Here is a 17,318-nt window from a genome sequence, read left to right as displayed (position 1 = left end):
GCCGGCAAACCGACCCATCAGCCAGCATGATCACCGAGGGTCTTCCGACGACCCCGCAGCGTCCATCCGACGGCCGGGATCCGCTCCCGACCGACGGGGCGCGCGGCCACCCACTCCCGGTCGGCACGAGGTGACGACCCCGCAACGGGACCGACCCGACCGGACGACGGTGCGGCACCGGCAGCACGCCGACACCACACCAGCGGTCCCGTCGGGTCGGTCCAGGCGTTCGGTGTCGGCCGCCGGGGGGACGGTGCGTCGGTCAGGCGGTACGGGGGCGACGCGGCCGACGGGAGCGGCCCGACGCCCGGTGCGACCGGCCGCCCTCGCCACCGTTACCGCCACCGACGGCGGCCCGCGGGCGGGCGGCCGGAGCGGGGGCCGGGGCGACGATGGTCACCGGCACGCCGGACGGCTCACGCGCGCCGGTCACCCGGGCCAGCGCCCCGTCGCCGAGGCGTACCTGGGTGGACTGCGGCTTGATGCCGGCCACGCTCATCAGCCGGGAGACGTCCCGACGCTGCTCGGGCAGGACCAGGGTGACCACCTGGCCGGCCTCCCCGGCACGGGCGGTCCGGCCACCGCGGTGCAGGTAGTCCTTCGCCTCGGTGGGCGGGTCCACGTTGACCACCATGTCCAACCCGTCGACGTGGATGCCCCGGGCCGCCACGTCGGTGGCGACCAGCGCGGTGACCTGCCCGGTCCGGAACTGCTCCAGGATCCGGGTGCGCTGCGGCTGGGACTTCCCGCCGTGCAGCGCCGCCGCGCGTACGCCCTTGGCGAGCAGTTGCCGGGCCATCCGGTCGGCGCGGTGCTTGGTCGCCATGAACAGGATGGTGCGGCCCTCGCGGGCGGCGATCTGGGTGAGCGCGGTGGGCTTGTCCGCCGCGTCGACGTGCAGCACGTGGTGGGTCATCGCGGTCACCGTGGCGGTGCCCGGGTCCACCGAGTGCGACACCGGGTTGCTGAGGAACCGGCGGACCAGCCGGTCCACCCCGCCGTCCAGGGTCGCCGAGAAGAGCATCCGCTGGCCGTTCGGGGCGACCTGCTCCAGCAGCTTGGTCACCTGCGGCAGGAAGCCCATGTCGGCCATCTGGTCGGCCTCGTCGAGCACGGTGATGGCGACCTGGTCGAGCCGGGCGTCACCCCGGTTGATCAGGTCGTGCAGCCGGCCGGGGGTGGCGACCAGCACCTCGGCGCCGACGCGCAGCGCGTCCGCCTGCCGCTGGAGGGAGAGGCCACCGACCACGGTGGCGCAGCGCAACCCCAGCGCCCGGGCGTACGGGGTCAGGGCCGTGGTGACCTGGGCGGCCAGTTCCCGGGTGGGGACCAGCACCAGGGCGAGCGGGCGGCCGGGGCGGGCCCGCTGGCCGGCGGTGCGGTGCAGCAGCGGGAGCCCGAAGGCGAGGGTCTTGCCCGAGCCGGTGCGCCCCCGGCCGAGCACGTCCCGACCGGCCAACGAGTCGGGCAGGGTGGCCGTCTGGATCGGGAACGGCTCGGTGATGCCCTGCGCGGTCAGCTCGGCGAGCAGCGCCGGCGCGAGGCCGGTCGCGGCGAAGGTGGGAACGGTCATGGTCATGCGGAATGCCTTCCTCGACGCGGCACGTGTCGAGGGAGGGCGCCGAGAGCCGGCGCGGTCTCCGACGGACTGGCCGTCGGGACTCACAAGCACGAACCGATGGGTTACGGGCCGGTCCGCCGCAGCACGCCGCGTCCCGCCGGAGCGGGGGGCGGCGCGGCGGACCGGCCCGTCACCGGGTCCGGTGGACCCGGTGGGTGTTACCGGACGATCCGAAGATCAGAGCGGGCGGATGTTCTCCGCCTGCGGGCCCTTCTGGCCCTGGGTCACCTCGAACTCGACCCGCTGGTTCTCGTCCAGGCTCCGGTAGCCGGAGGACTGGATCGCCGAGAAGTGGGCGAAGACGTCAGCGCCGCCGCCGTCCGGGGTGATGAAGCCGAAGCCCTTGTCAGCGTTGAACCACTTGACGGTGCCAATTGCCATCTGTTTCGTCTCCTTGACGGAACGTCGAGCCCGCACCTCGCGGACCCGAAGAGGAGCGCTCCGCGCGGGATGCGCGAATCGCCTGTTGTTTTTGGTCGCCCCGCCCGGAGAACTCCGGACACAACAAAGAGCGCCTGGGGCCACAATCCGCCAGGCGCACACAGAGTCTCTGGAAACCAAAACTGCAACAAGAACAACCTACCACGGATCTTCCGCCACGCCACCCCCCACCGGATTTTCCGGCAACCCGGCGATGATCGCGGTCAGCCCGTCGGCGTCCAGCAGGTCGGCCGGCCGCACCGTCACCCCGTCCCGGACGTAGTGGAAGGCGGCCCCCACCCGGTCCACCGGCACCCCGGCCAGCTCTGCCCAGGCCAGCCGGTACACGGCCAGCTGCACCGCGGCCACCTCGGCCTCCCCGGCGGTCGGCTGTCGCCCGGTCTTCCAGTCGACCACGTCGTACCGCCCGCCGGGACGGGCGAAGACGGCGTCCATCCGGCCCCGGACCACCACACCGCCCAGCACCGTGGCGAACGGCACCTCCACCTCCACCGGCACCCGGTCGGCCCACTCGCTGGCCAGGAAGCGCTCCTGCAGCTCGGCCAGCGCCGCGTCGGGTGCGGCGTCAGCGTCGGCGGCACCCGGCAACTCGTCCAGGTCGAGCAGCCGGTCGGCTCCGAACCGGGTCTCCAGCCAGGCGTGGAACGCCGTGCCCCGCCGGGCGTACGGGCTGGGTGGGCCGGGCATCGGTCGGCGCAGCGTACGGGCCAGCGTGGCCGGATCCCGGCGCAGCGCCACCAGTTGGGTCACCGACAGATGGTCGGGCAGCAGCACCTCGACCGCCTCGGCCCGCCGCAGCAGCTCCGCCCGCTCGGCCAGGAGCAGGTCCGCCTCCCGCCGCCACCGCACCGGCTCCGGATCCACCGCCTCCGGCCCGGCTGCGCGCCCGGCCGCGTCGGGATCGGTGACGGCCTCCCCGCCGGCCCCGTCGTGATCGGTGGCGGCCTCCCGCCCGGCCGCGTCGAAGCCGGTGGCGGCCGCCCCGCCGGCCTCCCCGAGATCGGTCGTGGCCTCCCGGCGGGCCGCGTCGGGGTCGGCGAGGTAGCGGCGGACCAGCGCCGCCGCCTCGGTCAGGGCCGGTCGTCGCGGCCCGAGCGGGTCGGCCGGCCAGTCGGCCCGTAGCACCAGCTCGGTGGTCGGGTTGACCGCGTCACCGGCCGGCTCGGGCGCCCACTCGTCGACCAGCAGCCCGTCCCCACCCGCCAGACACGCGTCGTACACCTCGCGGAGCAGCACCGACGGCCCCCGGAACCGCTTGGTCCCCTCGCCCCACCAGTAGCCGGAGCAGAGCAGCAGCCGGCGGGGCCGGGTCACCGCCACGTACGCCAGCCGGCGCTCCTCGCGCTCGTCGTGCGCCCGCCAGGCGTCGGTGAAGTCGGCCATCGACCGGGCCACCCCGCGCTGGTCGGCCACCTCGGTGAGGTCGAGCACGGGCAGCCCGTCGGCGTCGCCGCGCAGCGGGAAGGGCAGCACCCCCAGCCCGCCCAGCCAGTGGTCGGAGTTGCGGACCTGGCCGGGCCAGCCGCCCCGGGTCAGCCCGGCGACCGCGACGACGTCCCATTCCAGGCCCTTGGCCGCGTGCGCGGTGAGCACCTGCACCGCACCCGCCACCACCTCGACCTCCCCCGGGGAGAGCCCGCGCTCCTCGTCCTCGGCGGCGGCCAGGTAGGCCAGGAAACCGGCCAGCGTCGCCGCCGGGGTCTCGCCGCTGAACCGGGCCGCCACGTCACCGAGCGCGTCCAGGTGCCCCCGGGCCAGCCCGGCGTCGCCGGTGCCGTCCCGGCCGGCCCGGACCGCCACCTCGACGTCCAGGCCGATGGTGCGTTCGACGTCCGCGATCAGCTCCGGCAGCGTCTGGTCCAGCCGGTACCGCAGCAGGGCCAGTTCCATCCCGTACGACCGCAGCCGTGCATACCCCTCCGCCGAGTACGCCTGCGCCGGCCCCAGGTCGGCCAGCGCCTCCACCAGGGTCGCCTCGTCGAGGGTGTCCACCACGATCTCCGGCCCGTCGTCGCCGGTCAGCTCCCGGCGGGACCGGGCGATGACCCGGGCCCGCCGGTGCAGGGCCACCAGGTCACGCGGCCCGATCCGCCAGCGCGCCCCGGTCAGCAGGCGCAGCAGCGACGCGCCGTCGGTCGGGTCGGCGAGCACCCGCAGGGTGCAGACCACGTCCCGTACCTCGGGGGTGTCCAGCAGCCCGCCCAGACCGACCACCTCGACCGGCAGCCCCCGCGCCCGCAGCGCCGCCTCGATCGCCGGGATCTGGCTGCGCAGCCGGACCAGCACGGCGGTGGCGGGGCGCTGCGGCACCGGGATGTGCTCGGGCAGCGCGCCCGGCATCCGGGCCGCCCCCCGCCAGGCGGCGAGCACGCTGTCGGCGATCCAGTCCGCCTCGTCGACGTAGGTGGGCAGCAGCGCGCAGTGCACGGTGCCGGCGGCCCGCCCGCGCGGGCTACGGTGCGGGATCGGATCCCGGACGCTCAGCGCGGCGTGCAGCTCCGGCACCCGGGCGCCGGCGGCCCGCAGCGGCACCGACAGCGCGTTGGCCACGCCGAGGATCTCCGGCCGGTTACGCCAGCTGGTGGTGAGGGTCACCGACCCGGCGGGGGTGCCGTCAGCGCGGGCGAAGTCGGTGGGGAACCGGTCCAGCGTGCCGGCGCTGGCCCCGCGCCAACCGTAGATCGACTGGCAGGGGTCGCCGACCGCGGTGACCGAATGGCCGCCGCCGAACAGGTGGTTGAGCAGCACCACCTGGGCGTGGCTGGTGTCCTGGTACTCGTCGAGCAGCACCACCCGGTAGCGGTCCCGCTCGACCGCGCCGACCGCCGGGTGGTCCCGGGCCACCCGGGCGGCGCGGGCGAGCTGGTCGGCGAAGTCCATCGCCTCGAAGTCGTCCTTGCGCCGGGTGTACGCCCGCACCAGGGGCAGCAGCTTCAGCCGGGTCCGCTGGAGCTGGAGCGCCTTGCGGACGTCGGCGTAGACCCGGCCGGGATGGGCCTGCACCTCGGCGAAGAACCGGCCCGTCCAGGCGGCCAGCTCGTCCGGGTCGACCAGGTGCTCGTCCAGCTCGCCGGCCAGGGCCAGCACCGCGTCGGTGACGGTGCTGGGCATCCGGTCGACCTCGGACATGTCGCCGTCGTAGTTGCGCACCAGCAGGTCGACGAGCTGCCAGCGGGACGCCTCGGTGAGCAGCCGGGTGGTCGGTTCGTAGCCGGCCCGCAGCCCGTGCTCGGCGACGATCCGCCCCGCGTACGAGTGGTAGGTGGCGACGGTGGGCTCACCGGCCAGCGGATCGTCCAGCGGGTTGCGGGAGCGCCGGCCGAGCCGCCGGACGAGCTGGTCGAGCCGGGTACGCACCCGGTGCGCCAGTTCGCCGGCCGCCTTCCGGGTGAAGGTCAGCCCGAGGATCTGCTCCGGACGGACGTACGAGTTGGCGACCAGCCACACCACCCGGGCGGCCATCGTCTCGGTCTTGCCCGACCCGGCGCCCGCCACCACCAGCAGCGGGGCGACCGGTGCCGAGATGATCGCGGCCTGTTCGGTGGTCGGGGCGGGCAGCCGGAGCAGCCGGGCCAGCTCCACCGGCGTGTAGCGCGGGCCGGCGTCGGCGGCACGCGGCGCGGGGGTGCCGGTGCCGAACAGGGTCGGCTGGGTCACCGCTGCCCCCTCGTCCCGCACCGTGACGCCGGCCGCCCGGCCGTCGGTGGCACGACCGGCACGTTCACTGCTCACCCGCCCGCTGGTCGCCGGCGGCCGGCGGCTCGACGACCTGCCGGCCCTGACCGGAGACGGGGCAGCTGGTCCGCACCGGGCAGACCCGGCACTTCGCGTTGGCGACGGCGGCGAAGGTCGAGGCGGCCATCGTATCGGCGGTGCGCCGGACCAGGGCGGTGGCCCAGCCGGCCTCGGGGCCCTGCCCGGCGGCGGCCTGGGTCTGCTCGCGGGCGTCCCGCGCGCCGGTGCCGAGCTGCACCAGCGCCGCGCCCCCGGCCTCGTCGCCGAACTCGGCGAACCCGCCCGCCTCCACCGCCGCCTGGTACGCCCCGAGCTGCGGATGCTCCGCCACCTCCCGCTCGGTGACCGTCGTCGACTTGCCCGTCTTGAGGTCGATCACCACGAGCCGGCCGTCGGCGTCGACCTCCAACCGGTCCACCCGTCCGGTCAGCTCGACCGGGCGGGTCGGGTCGTCGAGGCGGACCGCGAACTCGTGCTCGATGGCGAGCAGCCGGCGCGGGTTGCCGGCCAGCCAGCGCAGGAGCTTGTCCACCATGGCCTCGGCGCGTTCCCGTTCCGGGCCGACCATCCAGCGGGCGGCCAGCTCGATCGCGTCGAACCGGGCGGCCACGTACTCCAGCAGGGCGGTCCGGTCGGCGCTGGCGTCCTCGGCCAGCATCGCGGCGGCGTGCACCAGGTTGCCGACCCCCTGGGCGGCGCTGGCCGGTCCACTGCCGCCGTGCCGTTCGAGCAGCCAGCGCAAGCTGCACCGCAGGGCGCTCTCCATCCCCGACGGGGTGACCCGGACGGCCTCGCCCTCGTCCACCAGGGGCCGGTCGTCGGAGAGACCGCGCAACCCCCACCAGTCGTCGGGGTGCGCGCCCGGGATGCCGGCGGCGGCCAGCCGGGCCAGCTCGGCCGCCGCCGCGCGCCGCCGGGCCACCGACGCCCCCGGTTGGACGATCGCGGTACGCAGCTCCGCCACCAGCGCGGACAGGGTCAGTGCCCGGGGCACCCGCCCGACCGGAAGCTCCCGGGACGACTCCTCCCCCGGCCCGGCCCCCCGGCACAGCTCCCCAGCCGGCCCTCCGGACGGGTGCTCCCCCGGCCCTCCGGACAGCACCTCAGCCGGCCTATCGCCCCCACCGACCCCGCCGCCGTGGGCAGCCAGCGGATCTTGGAGGGAAAGTGCCCCTCCGGGGGCCGTTTCCCGCCAAGATCTCTGGTCGCCCACACCGACGGCGACGGGCGGGGTGGTGGGGATGGGTGGGGTGGGGGTGGGTGGGGTGGGGGTGGGTGGGGTGGGGGTGGGGCTGCCATCGGGGGTGGGTGGGGTGGGGGCGTTGCCGGTGGGGCCATGTGCGGCGGGGGCGTTGCCGTCCTGGTCGGGGACGCCGAGTTCGTGCAGGAAACGGCTGGGCTGCTCCTCGTGGTCGTCGCCGCCGACGGCCGCCGACGCGACGGCGGTGACCAGCAGCCGGCGCCGGGCCCGGGTCACCGCGACGTGGAACAGCCGACGTTCCTCGTCGAGCAGCGCGGAGGTCTGCCCGACCAGACCGGCCCGGACACCGGTGCCGTCCGCCCGGCCGACCAGCACGTCGACGAGCCGCTCCGAGCCGAGCAGGCTGCCGCGCAGCCGCAGGTCGGGCCAGACGCCCTCCTGCACGCCGGCCACCGCGACCAGGTCCCATTCCAGCCCCTTGGCGGCGTGTGCGGTGAGCAGGCGGACCGCCTCGCCCCGGTCGGCGCTGGCGGCCAGGGTGTCCGCCGGCAGGTCCTGGCCGAGCACGTGGTCGAGGAAGACCTCCGTCCGGGCGCCGGGTAACCGGTCGACGAACCGGGCCGCCGCGTCGAAGAGCACCAGCACCGCGTCGAGGTCCCGGTCGGCGGCCTCGGCCCGCCAGCGCTGGGCGGTCTCGTGCTCGCCGGTGGCCTCCTGCCCACGGGTGATCGCCCCGGCCCACCGTTCGGCCAGGCCGCTGGCGCTCCACACCGCCCAGAGCACGTCCTCGGCGGTCGCGCCGGGCACGGCCGCGGCCGTCCGCGCGGTGGCCAGCAGCTCCGCCACGGTACGGGCCGGTGCGACCCAGCGCCGTTCGATGCCGGCCAGCTCCGCCGGGTCGGCCAGCGCCTCGACGATCAGCTCGCCGGAGGGCCGCCGGTCGCCGCGGGCCAGCGCGAGCGCCCGCAGCCCCTGCCGCAACCGCCGCTCGGCGAGCGGATCGGCCCCGCCCAGCGGGGAGTGCAGCAGGGCGATCGCGGACTCCTCGTCCAGCCGGGCCGGTTCGAGCGCGCAGCGCAGCAGGAGCAGCAGCGGGGCCACCGCCGGTTGCAGGTGCAGGGGCAGGTCCTCGCCGTGCACGACGGTGGGCACCCCGGCGGTGTGCAACGCCCGGCGCAACGAGGGCAGGTGCAGGTGCGTCGAGCGGACCAGCACCGCCATCGCCGACCAGGGCACCCCGTCGAGCAGGTGGGCGGAGCGCAGCGCGTGGGCCAGCCAGGCGGCCTCGCTGGTGGCCGAGCGGAAGGTACGCACCTCGACGCTGCCGGGCGGCGCGTCGGGCAGTGGGCGCAGCCGCCGGTGCCCGGCCGGGCCGCGCAGCCGCCGGGCCAGCCGGCCGGTCGCGCCCAGCAGCACCGCGCCGGCCCGGTAGGAGGTGGTGAGGGTGACCTGCGCCGCCGGTGCCCCGGAGGCCGTCCGGAACCGGTGCGGGAAGGCGGCCACCACGGCCGGGTCGGCGCCCCGGAAGGCGTAGGTGGAGGAGTCCGGGTCGGCGAAGGCGACCAGGGGCCGGCCGCCGTCGGCCAGGACGGCCAGCAGGTCCTGCTGGGCCGGGTCGGTGTCGGCCAGCTCGTCGACGTAGACGTGGGCCAGTCGGCGGCGCTCGGCCGCCAGCAGCTCCGGATCGTCGAGGAGCATCCCGGTGGCGGCGCGCACCAGCTCGGCCGGGTCGTACGCCACGGAACCCCGGTTGCCGACGTCGCGCAGGGCGAGGACGGCGACGTACTCGCGGAGGAACCGGGCGGCGGCCGGCCAGTCGGCGCGGCCCAGCTTCTCCCCCAGCCGGGCCAGCTCGACCGGGCCGACCCCCCGCTCGGCGGCCCGCATCAGCAGGTCGCGGAGCTGGGCGGCGAACGCCCGGGTACGCAGGGCGGGGAGCAGGTCGTCCGGCCAGCCGACCGGGTCGTCGTCGGGTGCGGTGCCCACGACGTCCAGCAGCTCGCGGATGATCAGATCCTGTTCGGGGCCGGTGAGCAGCCGGGGGGACGGTTCACCCCGCTCGGCGGCGGCCCGGCGCAGCAGCCCGAAGGCGTACGCCGGGAAGGTGCGTACCAGCGGTTCCCGCAGCACCCGGTGGCCGTCGGCGGCGATCCGGGCCTCGATCCGGTGCCGCAGCCCGGTGGCCTGCCGACGGCCGAAGGTGAGCACCAGCAGGCGTTCCGGGTCGACCCCCTCGGCGACCCGGGCGGCGACCGCCTCGACCAGGGTGCCGGTCTTGCCGGTGCCCGGCCCCCCGAGGACCAGCATCGGCCCGTCGGTGTGCGCCACCACTTCGTCCTGGAGCGGATCGCGCCGCCGGCCACCGGCCCGTCCGACGGCTCCGGCTGACGCCTGGTCGTCACGCCCGCCGCTGCGCGTCCGACCCGGACCCGCCCGGCCGGGTGCCCGGTGGCTCGGGGTACGGGTCGCGTCGGGGCGCGCGGCGTCATCCGTCGACCCCCCGGGCCGCGGCTCCCCCTCGACGTCCGGCCCGGCCCGGCCCGGCCCCCCGGTCGCCCCGCCGTGCCGGCCGTCCCCCCGGACGTCCGCGGCGGACCGCCCGTCGTCGGGGCCAGGTCCGGCAGGTCGGCGCACCAGCCGGTACCCCTGCACCCCCACATCCCACCATGTCGGTACGACACACCCCCGGACCGGTCCCCGGGGATCAGGGCAGCCGCGACTCCAGCGTGTCCAGCGCGGTGGCGACGGTCGGGGCGACCGTGAGCAGCTCCAGACCGGCGGGCTTGAGGAAGGTCTGGTCGGTGATCGTGGCGAGCCAGTCGAGCAGCGGCCGGTAGAAGCCGTCGGTGTCGACCAGCACCATCGGCTTGGCGTGCATGGCCAGCGTGGCGGTGGTCCAGACCTCGAACAGCTCGTCCAGGGTGCCGAGGCCGCCGGGCAGGGTGAGGAACGCGTCCGACTTGTCGATCATGAGGGTCTTGCGGCTGGCCATACTGTCGGTGACCAGCAGTTCGTCGGCGTCCCGGTCGGAGACCTCCAGGTCGATCAGCGCCTGCGGGATCACCCCGACGGTGCGCCCGCCGGCCGCCCGCGCCCCGTCCGCGAGCGCGCCCATCATCCCGACGCAGCCACCACCGCTGACCAGCGTGTGCCCGCGCCGGGCCAGCTCCGCCCCAGTCTCGGCCGCCAGGTCCAGCCAGCGCTGGTCGAGCGTACGGGAGGACGCGCAGAAGACACAGATCGCCGCCATCGCCTCAGCCCTCCCGTCCGTCGGCGTCGCCCCGACCCGGGCCGCCGGCCCCGGTGTCGTCCGGTCCCGGGTCGCCGGCACCCACGCCGGCGGACCGGCCCGGACCGCCGGTAGGCGCGCCGGCGTCGGCGGCCCGGCGGGCGGCCTGCTGGTCGGCGGCGGTCCGGGCCACCGCCTCCTCGCGGACCTCCTCCTGGTCGGTGGCGAGCGCCGCCTCGGCGGCGACGATGTGCCGCACCGCCGCGTCGACGTCGTCGGTGAGGCAGATCAGCTCCAGGTCCACCGGGCCGATCTTGCCCTCGGCGGCCATGCTGTCCCGCAGCCAGTCGAGCAGCCCGCGCCAGTAGTCGGTGCCCATGAGCACCACCGGGAAGCGGGTCACCTTGCCGGTCTGCACCAGGGTGAGCGCCTCGAACAGCTCGTCCATGGTGCCGAAGCCGCCCGGCAGCACGACGAACGCCTGGGCGTACTTGACGAACATGGTCTTGCGGGCGAAGAAGTAGCGGAAGTCGATGGCCAGGTCGACCCAGTCGTTGAGCCCCTGCTCGAAGGGGAGTTCGATGCCCAGCCCGACGGAGAGGCCACCGGCCTCACGGGCACCCCGGTTGGCCGCCTCCATCACGCCGGGACCACCGCCGGTGATGACGGCGTAACCGGCCCGGGCGAGGGCGGCACCCAACTCCTCGGCCAACCGGCACTCCGGACTGTCGGGTTTACTACGCGCGGAGCCGAAGACGCTCACCGCGGAGGGCAGATCGGCCAGCGTGTCGAACCCCTCGACGAACTCGGAGAGGATCCGCAGCGCCCGCCAGGCGTCCTTGGTCTTCCAGTCGCCACGCCCCCGGGAGTCCAACAACCGCTGGTCAGCGGTGCTGGTGGGGATCGCGCCCCGGCGCAGCGTGACCGCTCCCCGGTGCCGCTCCGGATCGCGGCCCGACTGCCGCCCGTTGCTCTGACTCATGACAGCCACCGTAGTGGAGGCGCACGTCACGCCGGTGGCGGCCGGCGGGCCGAGGAAAAAGTTCGCGATCTTGGGCAACTAATTCTGTCGCCCGTACGTCTTACTATTCACATACCGGGTATGGCCCGGCGCGCGCCTTCGGGGGAGGAGCAAGCGTGATCAGCAACAACGAGCGGATGCGGATCCGCCGGCAGATGCAGCGACGGATCAACGAGGTGGTGGCCGAGCGCCGGCGTGCCCGGCAGCTCGAGGTGCCGGCAGAGCCCGCCGCCCAGCCCCTCGACCCCGCCGCCGAACCCGACACCTCCCACCTCACCCCCGCCTGACCCCCAACCCGTCCCCGACCCCTTCCCCGCCCGCCATCCGCCGCACCGGCCGGTGATCAAGAGGTTTACGTCATCCGCGAGCCCCCGGGTGACCTGAACCTCTTGATCACCGGGCTCGGCGCGGGGTGCGGCGGCGGGAGGCGGGGGTGGGGGTTGGGGGGTGGGGGGTGGTTGGGTCAGGCCGGGGTGAGCCAGCGGTGGAGGGTGGCGGCGCCGTCGCGGATCTTGGTCAGCTCGACGTGCTCGTCGCGGTGGTGGGCCAGGTTGGGGTCGCCCGGGCCGAAGTTCAGCGCCGGGATGCCCATCGCCGCGAAGCGGGCCACGTCGGTCCAGCCCAGCTTGCCGATCGGGGCCGCGCCCACCGCCGCCAGGAACTCCTGCGCCACCGGCGCGTCGAGCCCGGGACGCGCACCGGCCGCCGCGTCGGTGACCGTCAGCTCGAAACCGTCCAGCACCTCCCGCAGGTGCGCCTCGGCCGCCGCCGGGTCACGGTCCGGGGCGTACCGGTAGTTGACCTCGATGTCGCAGCGGTCGGGCACCACGTTGCCGGCCACCCCGCCCTGGATCCGTACCGCGTTCAGGCCCTCGCGGTAGTCGCAACCGTCGATGGTGACCCGCCGCGCCTGGTAGGTCGCGAGCCGACGCAGCACCTCGCCCGCACCGTGGATGGCGTTGACCCCGTGCCAGGACCGGGCCGCGTGGGCGCGTTCCCCGTGGGTGCTGACGACCGCCCGCATGGTGCCCTGGCAACCGGCCTCGACGATGCCGTACGTCGGCTCCAGCAGCACCGCGAAGTCGGCCTGGAGCCATTCCGGGTGCGCCTCGGCGACCAGGGTGAGCCCGTTGTACCGCGACTCGATCTCCTCGGCCTCGTAGAAGAAGTACGTCACGTCGTACCGGGGGTCGGGCAGGGTCACCGCCAGGTGCAGCGCGAAGGCCACCCCGGACTTCATGTCGGAGGTGCCGCAGCCGTACATCAGGTCCCCGCGCATGGTCGACGGGAAGTTGTCGTTGTGCGGCACCGTGTCCAGGTGCCCGGCGAGCACCACCCGGGAGCCCCGACCGAGGTCCGTACGCGCCATCACCGTGTTGCCGTGCCGGAAGGTGCTCAGGTGCGGCACCCGGCGCAGGACCTCCTCGACGCAGTCGGCGATGGCCTTCTCGTCGAGGGACACGGACTCGATGTCGACCAGGGCACGGGTGAGCGCCACCGGGTCGGCCAGGACCTCGGGGGTAAGCGGGTTCTCCATGGTTCGCACGGTACCGTCCTGAACGGTGGGCACGAGGGGTGAGCCCGCAGCCGCGAACGAGAGGGTAGAACAGTGACGTCGGAATCCGCCTGGGGTATCGGCCTGGCCACCGTGACCGCCGCCGAGCAGGTGCTCGACACCTGGTACCCGACCGGCAAGCTGGGGCTGGGCGAGTTGCCGCTGGTCCCCGGCGAGGACCAGGCCGACGTGCTCGACCTGCCGCCGGGCGCGGTCGGCGAGCGGTCCCTGCCCGGCCTGCGTACGGTGCAGGTGGTCACCGTGATCGGCGCGCTGGACGAGCCGATCAAGGACGCCGCCGACGCGTACCTGCGGCTGCACCTGCTCTCCCACCGCCTGGTGCGGCCCAACGAGCTGAACCTCGACGGCATCTTCGGCAAACTGGCGAACGTGGCCTGGACCTCGGCCGGCCCGTGCCCGCCGGAGCGGGTGGACGAGCTACGGGTGATCGAGCGGGCCGCCGGCCGCCACCTGGCGGTGTACGGGGTGGACAAGTTCCCCCGGATGACCGACTACGTGGTCCCCGCCGGGGTGCGGATCGCCGACGCCGACCGGGTCCGGCTCGGCGCCCACCTGGCCACCGGCACCACCGTGATGCACGAGGGCTTCGTCAACTTCAACGCCGGCACGCTGGGCACCTCGATGGTCGAGGGCCGGATCGTGCAGGGCGTGGTGGTCGGCGACGGCTCCGACATCGGCGGCGGCGCGTCGATCATGGGCACCCTCTCCGGGGGCGGCACCGACCGGGTCCGGATCGGCGAGCGGAGCCTGGTCGGCGCGAACGCCGGGGTCGGCATCTCGCTCGGCGACGACTGTGTGGTGGAGGCCGGCTGCTACCTGACCGCCGCCTCGAAGATCACCCTGCCGGACGGCCGGGTGGTCAAGGCCCGGGAACTGTCCGGTGTCGACGGGCTGCTGTTCTGGCGCAACTCGGTCACCGGCGCGCTGGAGGCGAAGCCGCGCACCGGTCGGGGCATCACCCTGAACGCCGCCCTGCACGCCAACGACTGAGCCGCCCCGGCCCCCGCCGACTGAGCCGCCCCGCCCACCGACCGCGGGGCCGGGTCGCACCGTCGGTGGGCGCACGGGTCCGGGCCCGCGACGAGACCGTCGCGGGCCCGGACGTCGGTTCACCTCAGGCGGTAGGCCTGGATGATCCGGGTGCTCGCGGTGTTGCCGTCGGCGTCCCGGGCGGTCGCCCGCAGGGACACGTACCCGGCACCGGCCGGGTGGTCGACCAGCGCCACCGTGCCCTGGCCCGGCACCTTCACCACGGTCGCCCGCCGCCAGGTCTTCCCGCCGTCGTACGACACGTCCACGCCGAGCTTCACCAGCTTGGCGGTGCCGGTGTCCGGCTGCCGCCGCACCTGCACCGGGACGGCGAAGACCCGACCGGCCGGGGCGGTGTTGTCGGCCCTCAGCCGCGGGGTGAAGCGGATCTCCGACAGCGGCAGCCGCTTCGGCGTGTCACCGGCCACGTGCCCGGAGCGGAAGGTCCAGCTCGCCTCCACCTCGGTGCCGAGGTCGGTGAGGTCCCGCCCGGCCCCGACGGTCAGCTGGTAGTCGGCGGCCCCGGCCGGCACGGTGAACTCGCCGTACCCCGGGTTGTCGAGCTCCGCCACCAGCTTGCCGTTGCGCCACAGGGCGGTACGGGCGCTGTCGGTCAGCGACCCGCCGGGGTGCCCGGCCGCGTCGCTGTGCAGCGCCACACTCACCATGATGGTGTCCCCGAGCCGGGTGACACCGTCCCCCGGCCAGCGTGGGGCGGGCAGCGACGGCCCGAGCGGCGCGGCCCCCCAGGTCTCGGTGGTCCGGCGACCGGCCGGGTACTTCGTGGGCAGGCCCACCAGGACCGCCTGGACGTCGAGCCAGCCCGCCTCCGGGTCACGGACGCCGAAGTCCAGCTCGGACTCCCAGCGCACGCCCCTGGTGCTGTAGTGCTCGGTGCGCTGGCCGGGCAGGTCGGTCGGCAGGACGACCGCCCAGCCGCCGAGGTTGTGGCCGCTGTCCGGGAAGACCATCCGTTCGGCCGTCATCTTCGGGTACGGGTCACGGAACGTGTGCACCACCGTGGCCAGGTCGCCCCGCCGGTAGTCGCGCACCAGCCCGCTGGGCAGCTTGCCCGGCACGACCTCGCCCAGCGCGTACAGGTAGGGGCTGGACTCGGCCTCCGTGTCGGCCCACTGGCTGTTGAAGGTGGCGACGAACTCGTCGTCCGACACCGCCGGGCCGAGCTGCCCGGTGGACAGCCCGTCGAAGGTGTCGAAGGAGACGATGCCGAACCCGTAACTGCCGTCGTCGGGCAGCAGGTAGTTGGCGCTGATGTCGACCAGGGCGACGGTGGCGTCGGCCTGCGGGACGGTCATCCGTACCGGCTTGGCCTTCCGCAGGTCGACGGTGACCGCCGTGTCGCCGTCGACCACCAGCTCCGGTTGGGCGAGCATGCCCAGCCCACCCGACTCCTCGTCCGGTCCCGGCTCGAAGAAGACGCTGCTCAGGCCGTACCGGCCCTTGGGGAGCCGGAGTTCGACGACGCCGTCGGCCTCGAACACGTCGCGCACGTCGCCGTCGGCGAGGTCGACCAGGCTCGTCGAGTAGTCGCCGCCCGGCTTGCCGCTGCGGTCGAGGTGGGTGAGCGTCACGGGGTAGCTCTCCACCTCCCGGTGCACGGCCAGCGGGGTCACCGCGACGGTGCCGCCGGAGCGGGCCACCACCCGGCCGGTCCAGTAGCCGTCGACGCCGAGCCGGGTGTCCGCGGTGACGGTGGTCTCGGCCCGGCCGCCCGCCGGGACGGTGATCCGGTCGACGCCGAGGGTGAACATGCCGGCCGGCGCGGCGGCCCCGCCCGGCCCCTTGACCTCGACGGTCAGGTCGAGGGTGAGCGGCGTGGCGCCGCCGTTGCGCCAGGCGACCGTCCGGGTGACCGGGGCGTCGTCGCCGTGCGGCCACAGGGTCCGGCCGAACGAGACGCTGACCGGGTCGGTGGTGACCTGCTCGGTGATGGCCCGGGTCAGGTCCACCCGACCGGCGCCCTGCTCGTAGCTGGTCTGCGTGGGGTGCGGCTTGGCGGCGGCCATCAGGGTCGCCTTGAGCTGCCCGGCCTTCCAGCCGGGGTGCTGCTGGGCCAGCAACGCCACCGAGCCGGCGACGTGCGGGGTGGCCATCGAGGTGCCGGAGAGCGCGACGTACTGCGTCCCCACCGGGTCGCCGATCTGGCCGTCGGCGGAGCGGGCGGCCACGATGTCGACGCCGGGGGCGGTGATGTCGGGCTTGAGCGCGTCGTCGCCGACCCGGGGGCCCCGGCTGGAGAAGTCGGCGAGTTCGTCGTCCCGGTCGACCGCGCCGACGGTGAGTGCGGCGTCGGCGCTGCCCGGTGAGCCGACCGAGCCGTCCCGGCCGTCGTTGCCGGCGGCGATGACGAAGAGGCTGCCGGTCTGGGCGGTCAGCGTCTGGACGGCCTCCTCCAGCGGGTCGACCTCGGGGGTGTCCCCGCCGCCGAGGCTCATGTTGACCACGGCGGCCTTCTTGTCGACGGTGGCCCACTGCATGCCGGCCAGGATCGCCGACTCGGCACAGCCGAACTCCTCGCAGACCTTGCCGTCGAGCAGCGTCGCGTCCGGCGCGACGCCCCGGTACTTCCCGCCGGAGGCGGCACCGCTGCCGGCGATGGTGGACGCCACGTGGGTGCCGTGCCCGACGGTGTCCTTCTGGTCCGGCGTGTCGCTGAAGTTGCGCGCCTCGGCCACCTTGCCGGCCAGGTCGGGGTGGGTGGCGTCGACACCGGTGTCGAGCACCGCGACGCTCACCCCCTTGCCGGTCCAGCCGGCCGCCCAGGCGGTGGGTGCGCCGATCTGGGGCACGCTGTGGTCGAGGGAGACCGTGCGGCGGCCGTCCAGCCAGATCCGCTCGACGCCCCCTGCCGCGTCGAGCCGGGCACCGCCGGCACGGTCGGTGAGCGTCGACCAGACCGTGCCGGCCGAGGACTTGCCGGCGGTCAGGGCCGCGCCCCGGATCGCCGGCAGGTCGCGGGTCACCCGGGTGCCCGGCAGCACGGCCGCGCCGCGCCGGGCCTGCCCCTCGCGGTACGACACCAGCAGCGGCAGGTTGTCGCGGTGGGCGTCGTCGTAGCGGGCGGCGATCAGGCCGGTGACGTCGAACAGTCGCCGGTCGACCTGCCCCGAGCGCACCAGCGGCACCGCGTCGCGGGGCACCACGGAGAGGTGGCCGCGTTCCCGGCGGACCAGGAACTGCTGGTGTTCCCGGCCGGCGCCGGGGCGGATGGCGGTCCCTCCGGCGCGGGTGACGGTGACCTGGTCACCGGTGATCAGGGTGACCGTGGTGGAGCCCACGGCCGGCGCGGCCGACCGGGGCATGGCCGGCGTGCCGGGCGCGGCCGCCGCGCTCGTCGCCGGTAGGCCGAGGGCCAGGGCGAGCACGAGGCCGCCGGTGGCGGTTCTTCTGGTTCTGTGCAACGGATCCCTCCTTCTGGGACGTCTCCATGACAGGAGTCATATC

9 protein-coding genes and 1 pseudogene are annotated in these 17,318 nt (G+C 75.1%); 2 read left to right on the top strand and 8 right to left on the bottom strand.

Annotation, left to right across the window (positions count from 1 at the left end; genetic code table 11):
- Positions 1 to 262 precede the first annotated feature (262 nt).
- The 6 genes and pseudogenes from GA0070623_RS23105 to GA0070623_RS23080 form a co-directional block, all read right to left on the bottom strand.
- Positions 263 to 1,579 carry a DEAD/DEAH box helicase gene (locus GA0070623_RS23105; RefSeq protein ID WP_067308519.1) on the bottom strand — a complete coding sequence of 439 codons (1,317 nt, stop codon included), beginning with the start codon at positions 1,577 to 1,579 and terminating at the stop codon, positions 263 to 265.
- A gap of 219 nt (positions 1,580 to 1,798) precedes the next feature.
- The gene (gene cspE / locus GA0070623_RS23100; protein WP_007464836.1) at positions 1,799 to 2,002 is read right to left on the bottom strand and encodes a transcription antiterminator/RNA stability regulator CspE; all 204 of its coding nucleotides are present in this window, start codon (positions 2,000 to 2,002) and stop codon (positions 1,799 to 1,801) included.
- Between the two features lie 198 nt (positions 2,003 to 2,200).
- Positions 2,201 to 5,719, bottom strand: a complete 3,519-nt coding sequence (locus GA0070623_RS23095) for an ATP-dependent helicase (RefSeq protein ID WP_067308525.1) — start codon at positions 5,717 to 5,719, stop codon at positions 2,201 to 2,203.
- Positions 5,720 to 5,783: 64 nt separating this feature from the next.
- Entirely contained in the window at positions 5,784 to 9,650 is a 3,867-nt protein-coding gene (locus GA0070623_RS23090) for an ATP-dependent helicase (RefSeq protein ID WP_089004355.1), read from the bottom strand.
- A gap of 52 nt (positions 9,651 to 9,702) precedes the next feature.
- Positions 9,703 to 10,248 carry an LOG family protein gene (locus GA0070623_RS23085; protein WP_067310813.1) on the bottom strand — a complete coding sequence of 182 codons (546 nt, stop codon included), beginning with the start codon at positions 10,246 to 10,248 and terminating at the stop codon, positions 9,703 to 9,705.
- Positions 10,249 to 10,366: 118 nt separating this feature from the next.
- A pseudogene (locus tag GA0070623_RS23080) lies at positions 10,367 to 11,209 on the bottom strand (LOG family protein); the annotation flags it as partial.
- Between the two features lie 155 nt (positions 11,210 to 11,364).
- On the opposite strand from GA0070623_RS23080, the gene GA0070623_RS30110 reads away from it, so the two are divergent.
- Positions 11,365 to 11,535, top strand: coding sequence for a hypothetical protein (locus GA0070623_RS30110; RefSeq protein ID WP_157517574.1), 171 nt, complete (start codon positions 11,365 to 11,367; stop codon positions 11,533 to 11,535).
- A 176-nt stretch (positions 11,536 to 11,711) separates the two neighbouring features.
- On the opposite strand, the gene dapE is transcribed toward GA0070623_RS30110, so the two are convergent.
- Positions 11,712 to 12,785, bottom strand: coding sequence for a succinyl-diaminopimelate desuccinylase (gene dapE / locus GA0070623_RS23075; RefSeq protein WP_089004161.1), 1,074 nt, complete (start codon positions 12,783 to 12,785; stop codon positions 11,712 to 11,714).
- A gap of 72 nt (positions 12,786 to 12,857) precedes the next feature.
- On the opposite strand from dapE, the gene dapD reads away from it, so the two are divergent.
- Positions 12,858 to 13,814, top strand: a complete 957-nt coding sequence (gene dapD, locus GA0070623_RS23070; RefSeq protein ID WP_067310779.1) for a 2,3,4,5-tetrahydropyridine-2,6-dicarboxylate N-succinyltransferase — start codon at positions 12,858 to 12,860, stop codon at positions 13,812 to 13,814.
- Positions 13,815 to 13,933: 119 nt separating this feature from the next.
- Here the strand turns inward: dapD and GA0070623_RS23065 are convergent, their stop codons facing one another.
- Positions 13,934 to 17,275: a S8 family serine peptidase gene (locus GA0070623_RS23065; RefSeq protein ID WP_084261414.1), complete on the bottom strand. Its 3,342-nt coding sequence runs from the start codon at positions 17,273 to 17,275 to the stop codon at positions 13,934 to 13,936.
- Positions 17,276 to 17,318 lie beyond the last annotated feature (43 nt).

It is taken from the genome of Micromonospora rifamycinica (genome assembly GCF_900090265.1).
Taxonomy (GTDB): domain Bacteria; phylum Actinomycetota; class Actinomycetes; order Mycobacteriales; family Micromonosporaceae; genus Micromonospora; species Micromonospora rifamycinica.
The sequence above is the reverse complement of the archived record's forward strand: the minus strand, read 5'-3'. Positions and strand labels throughout refer to the sequence as shown.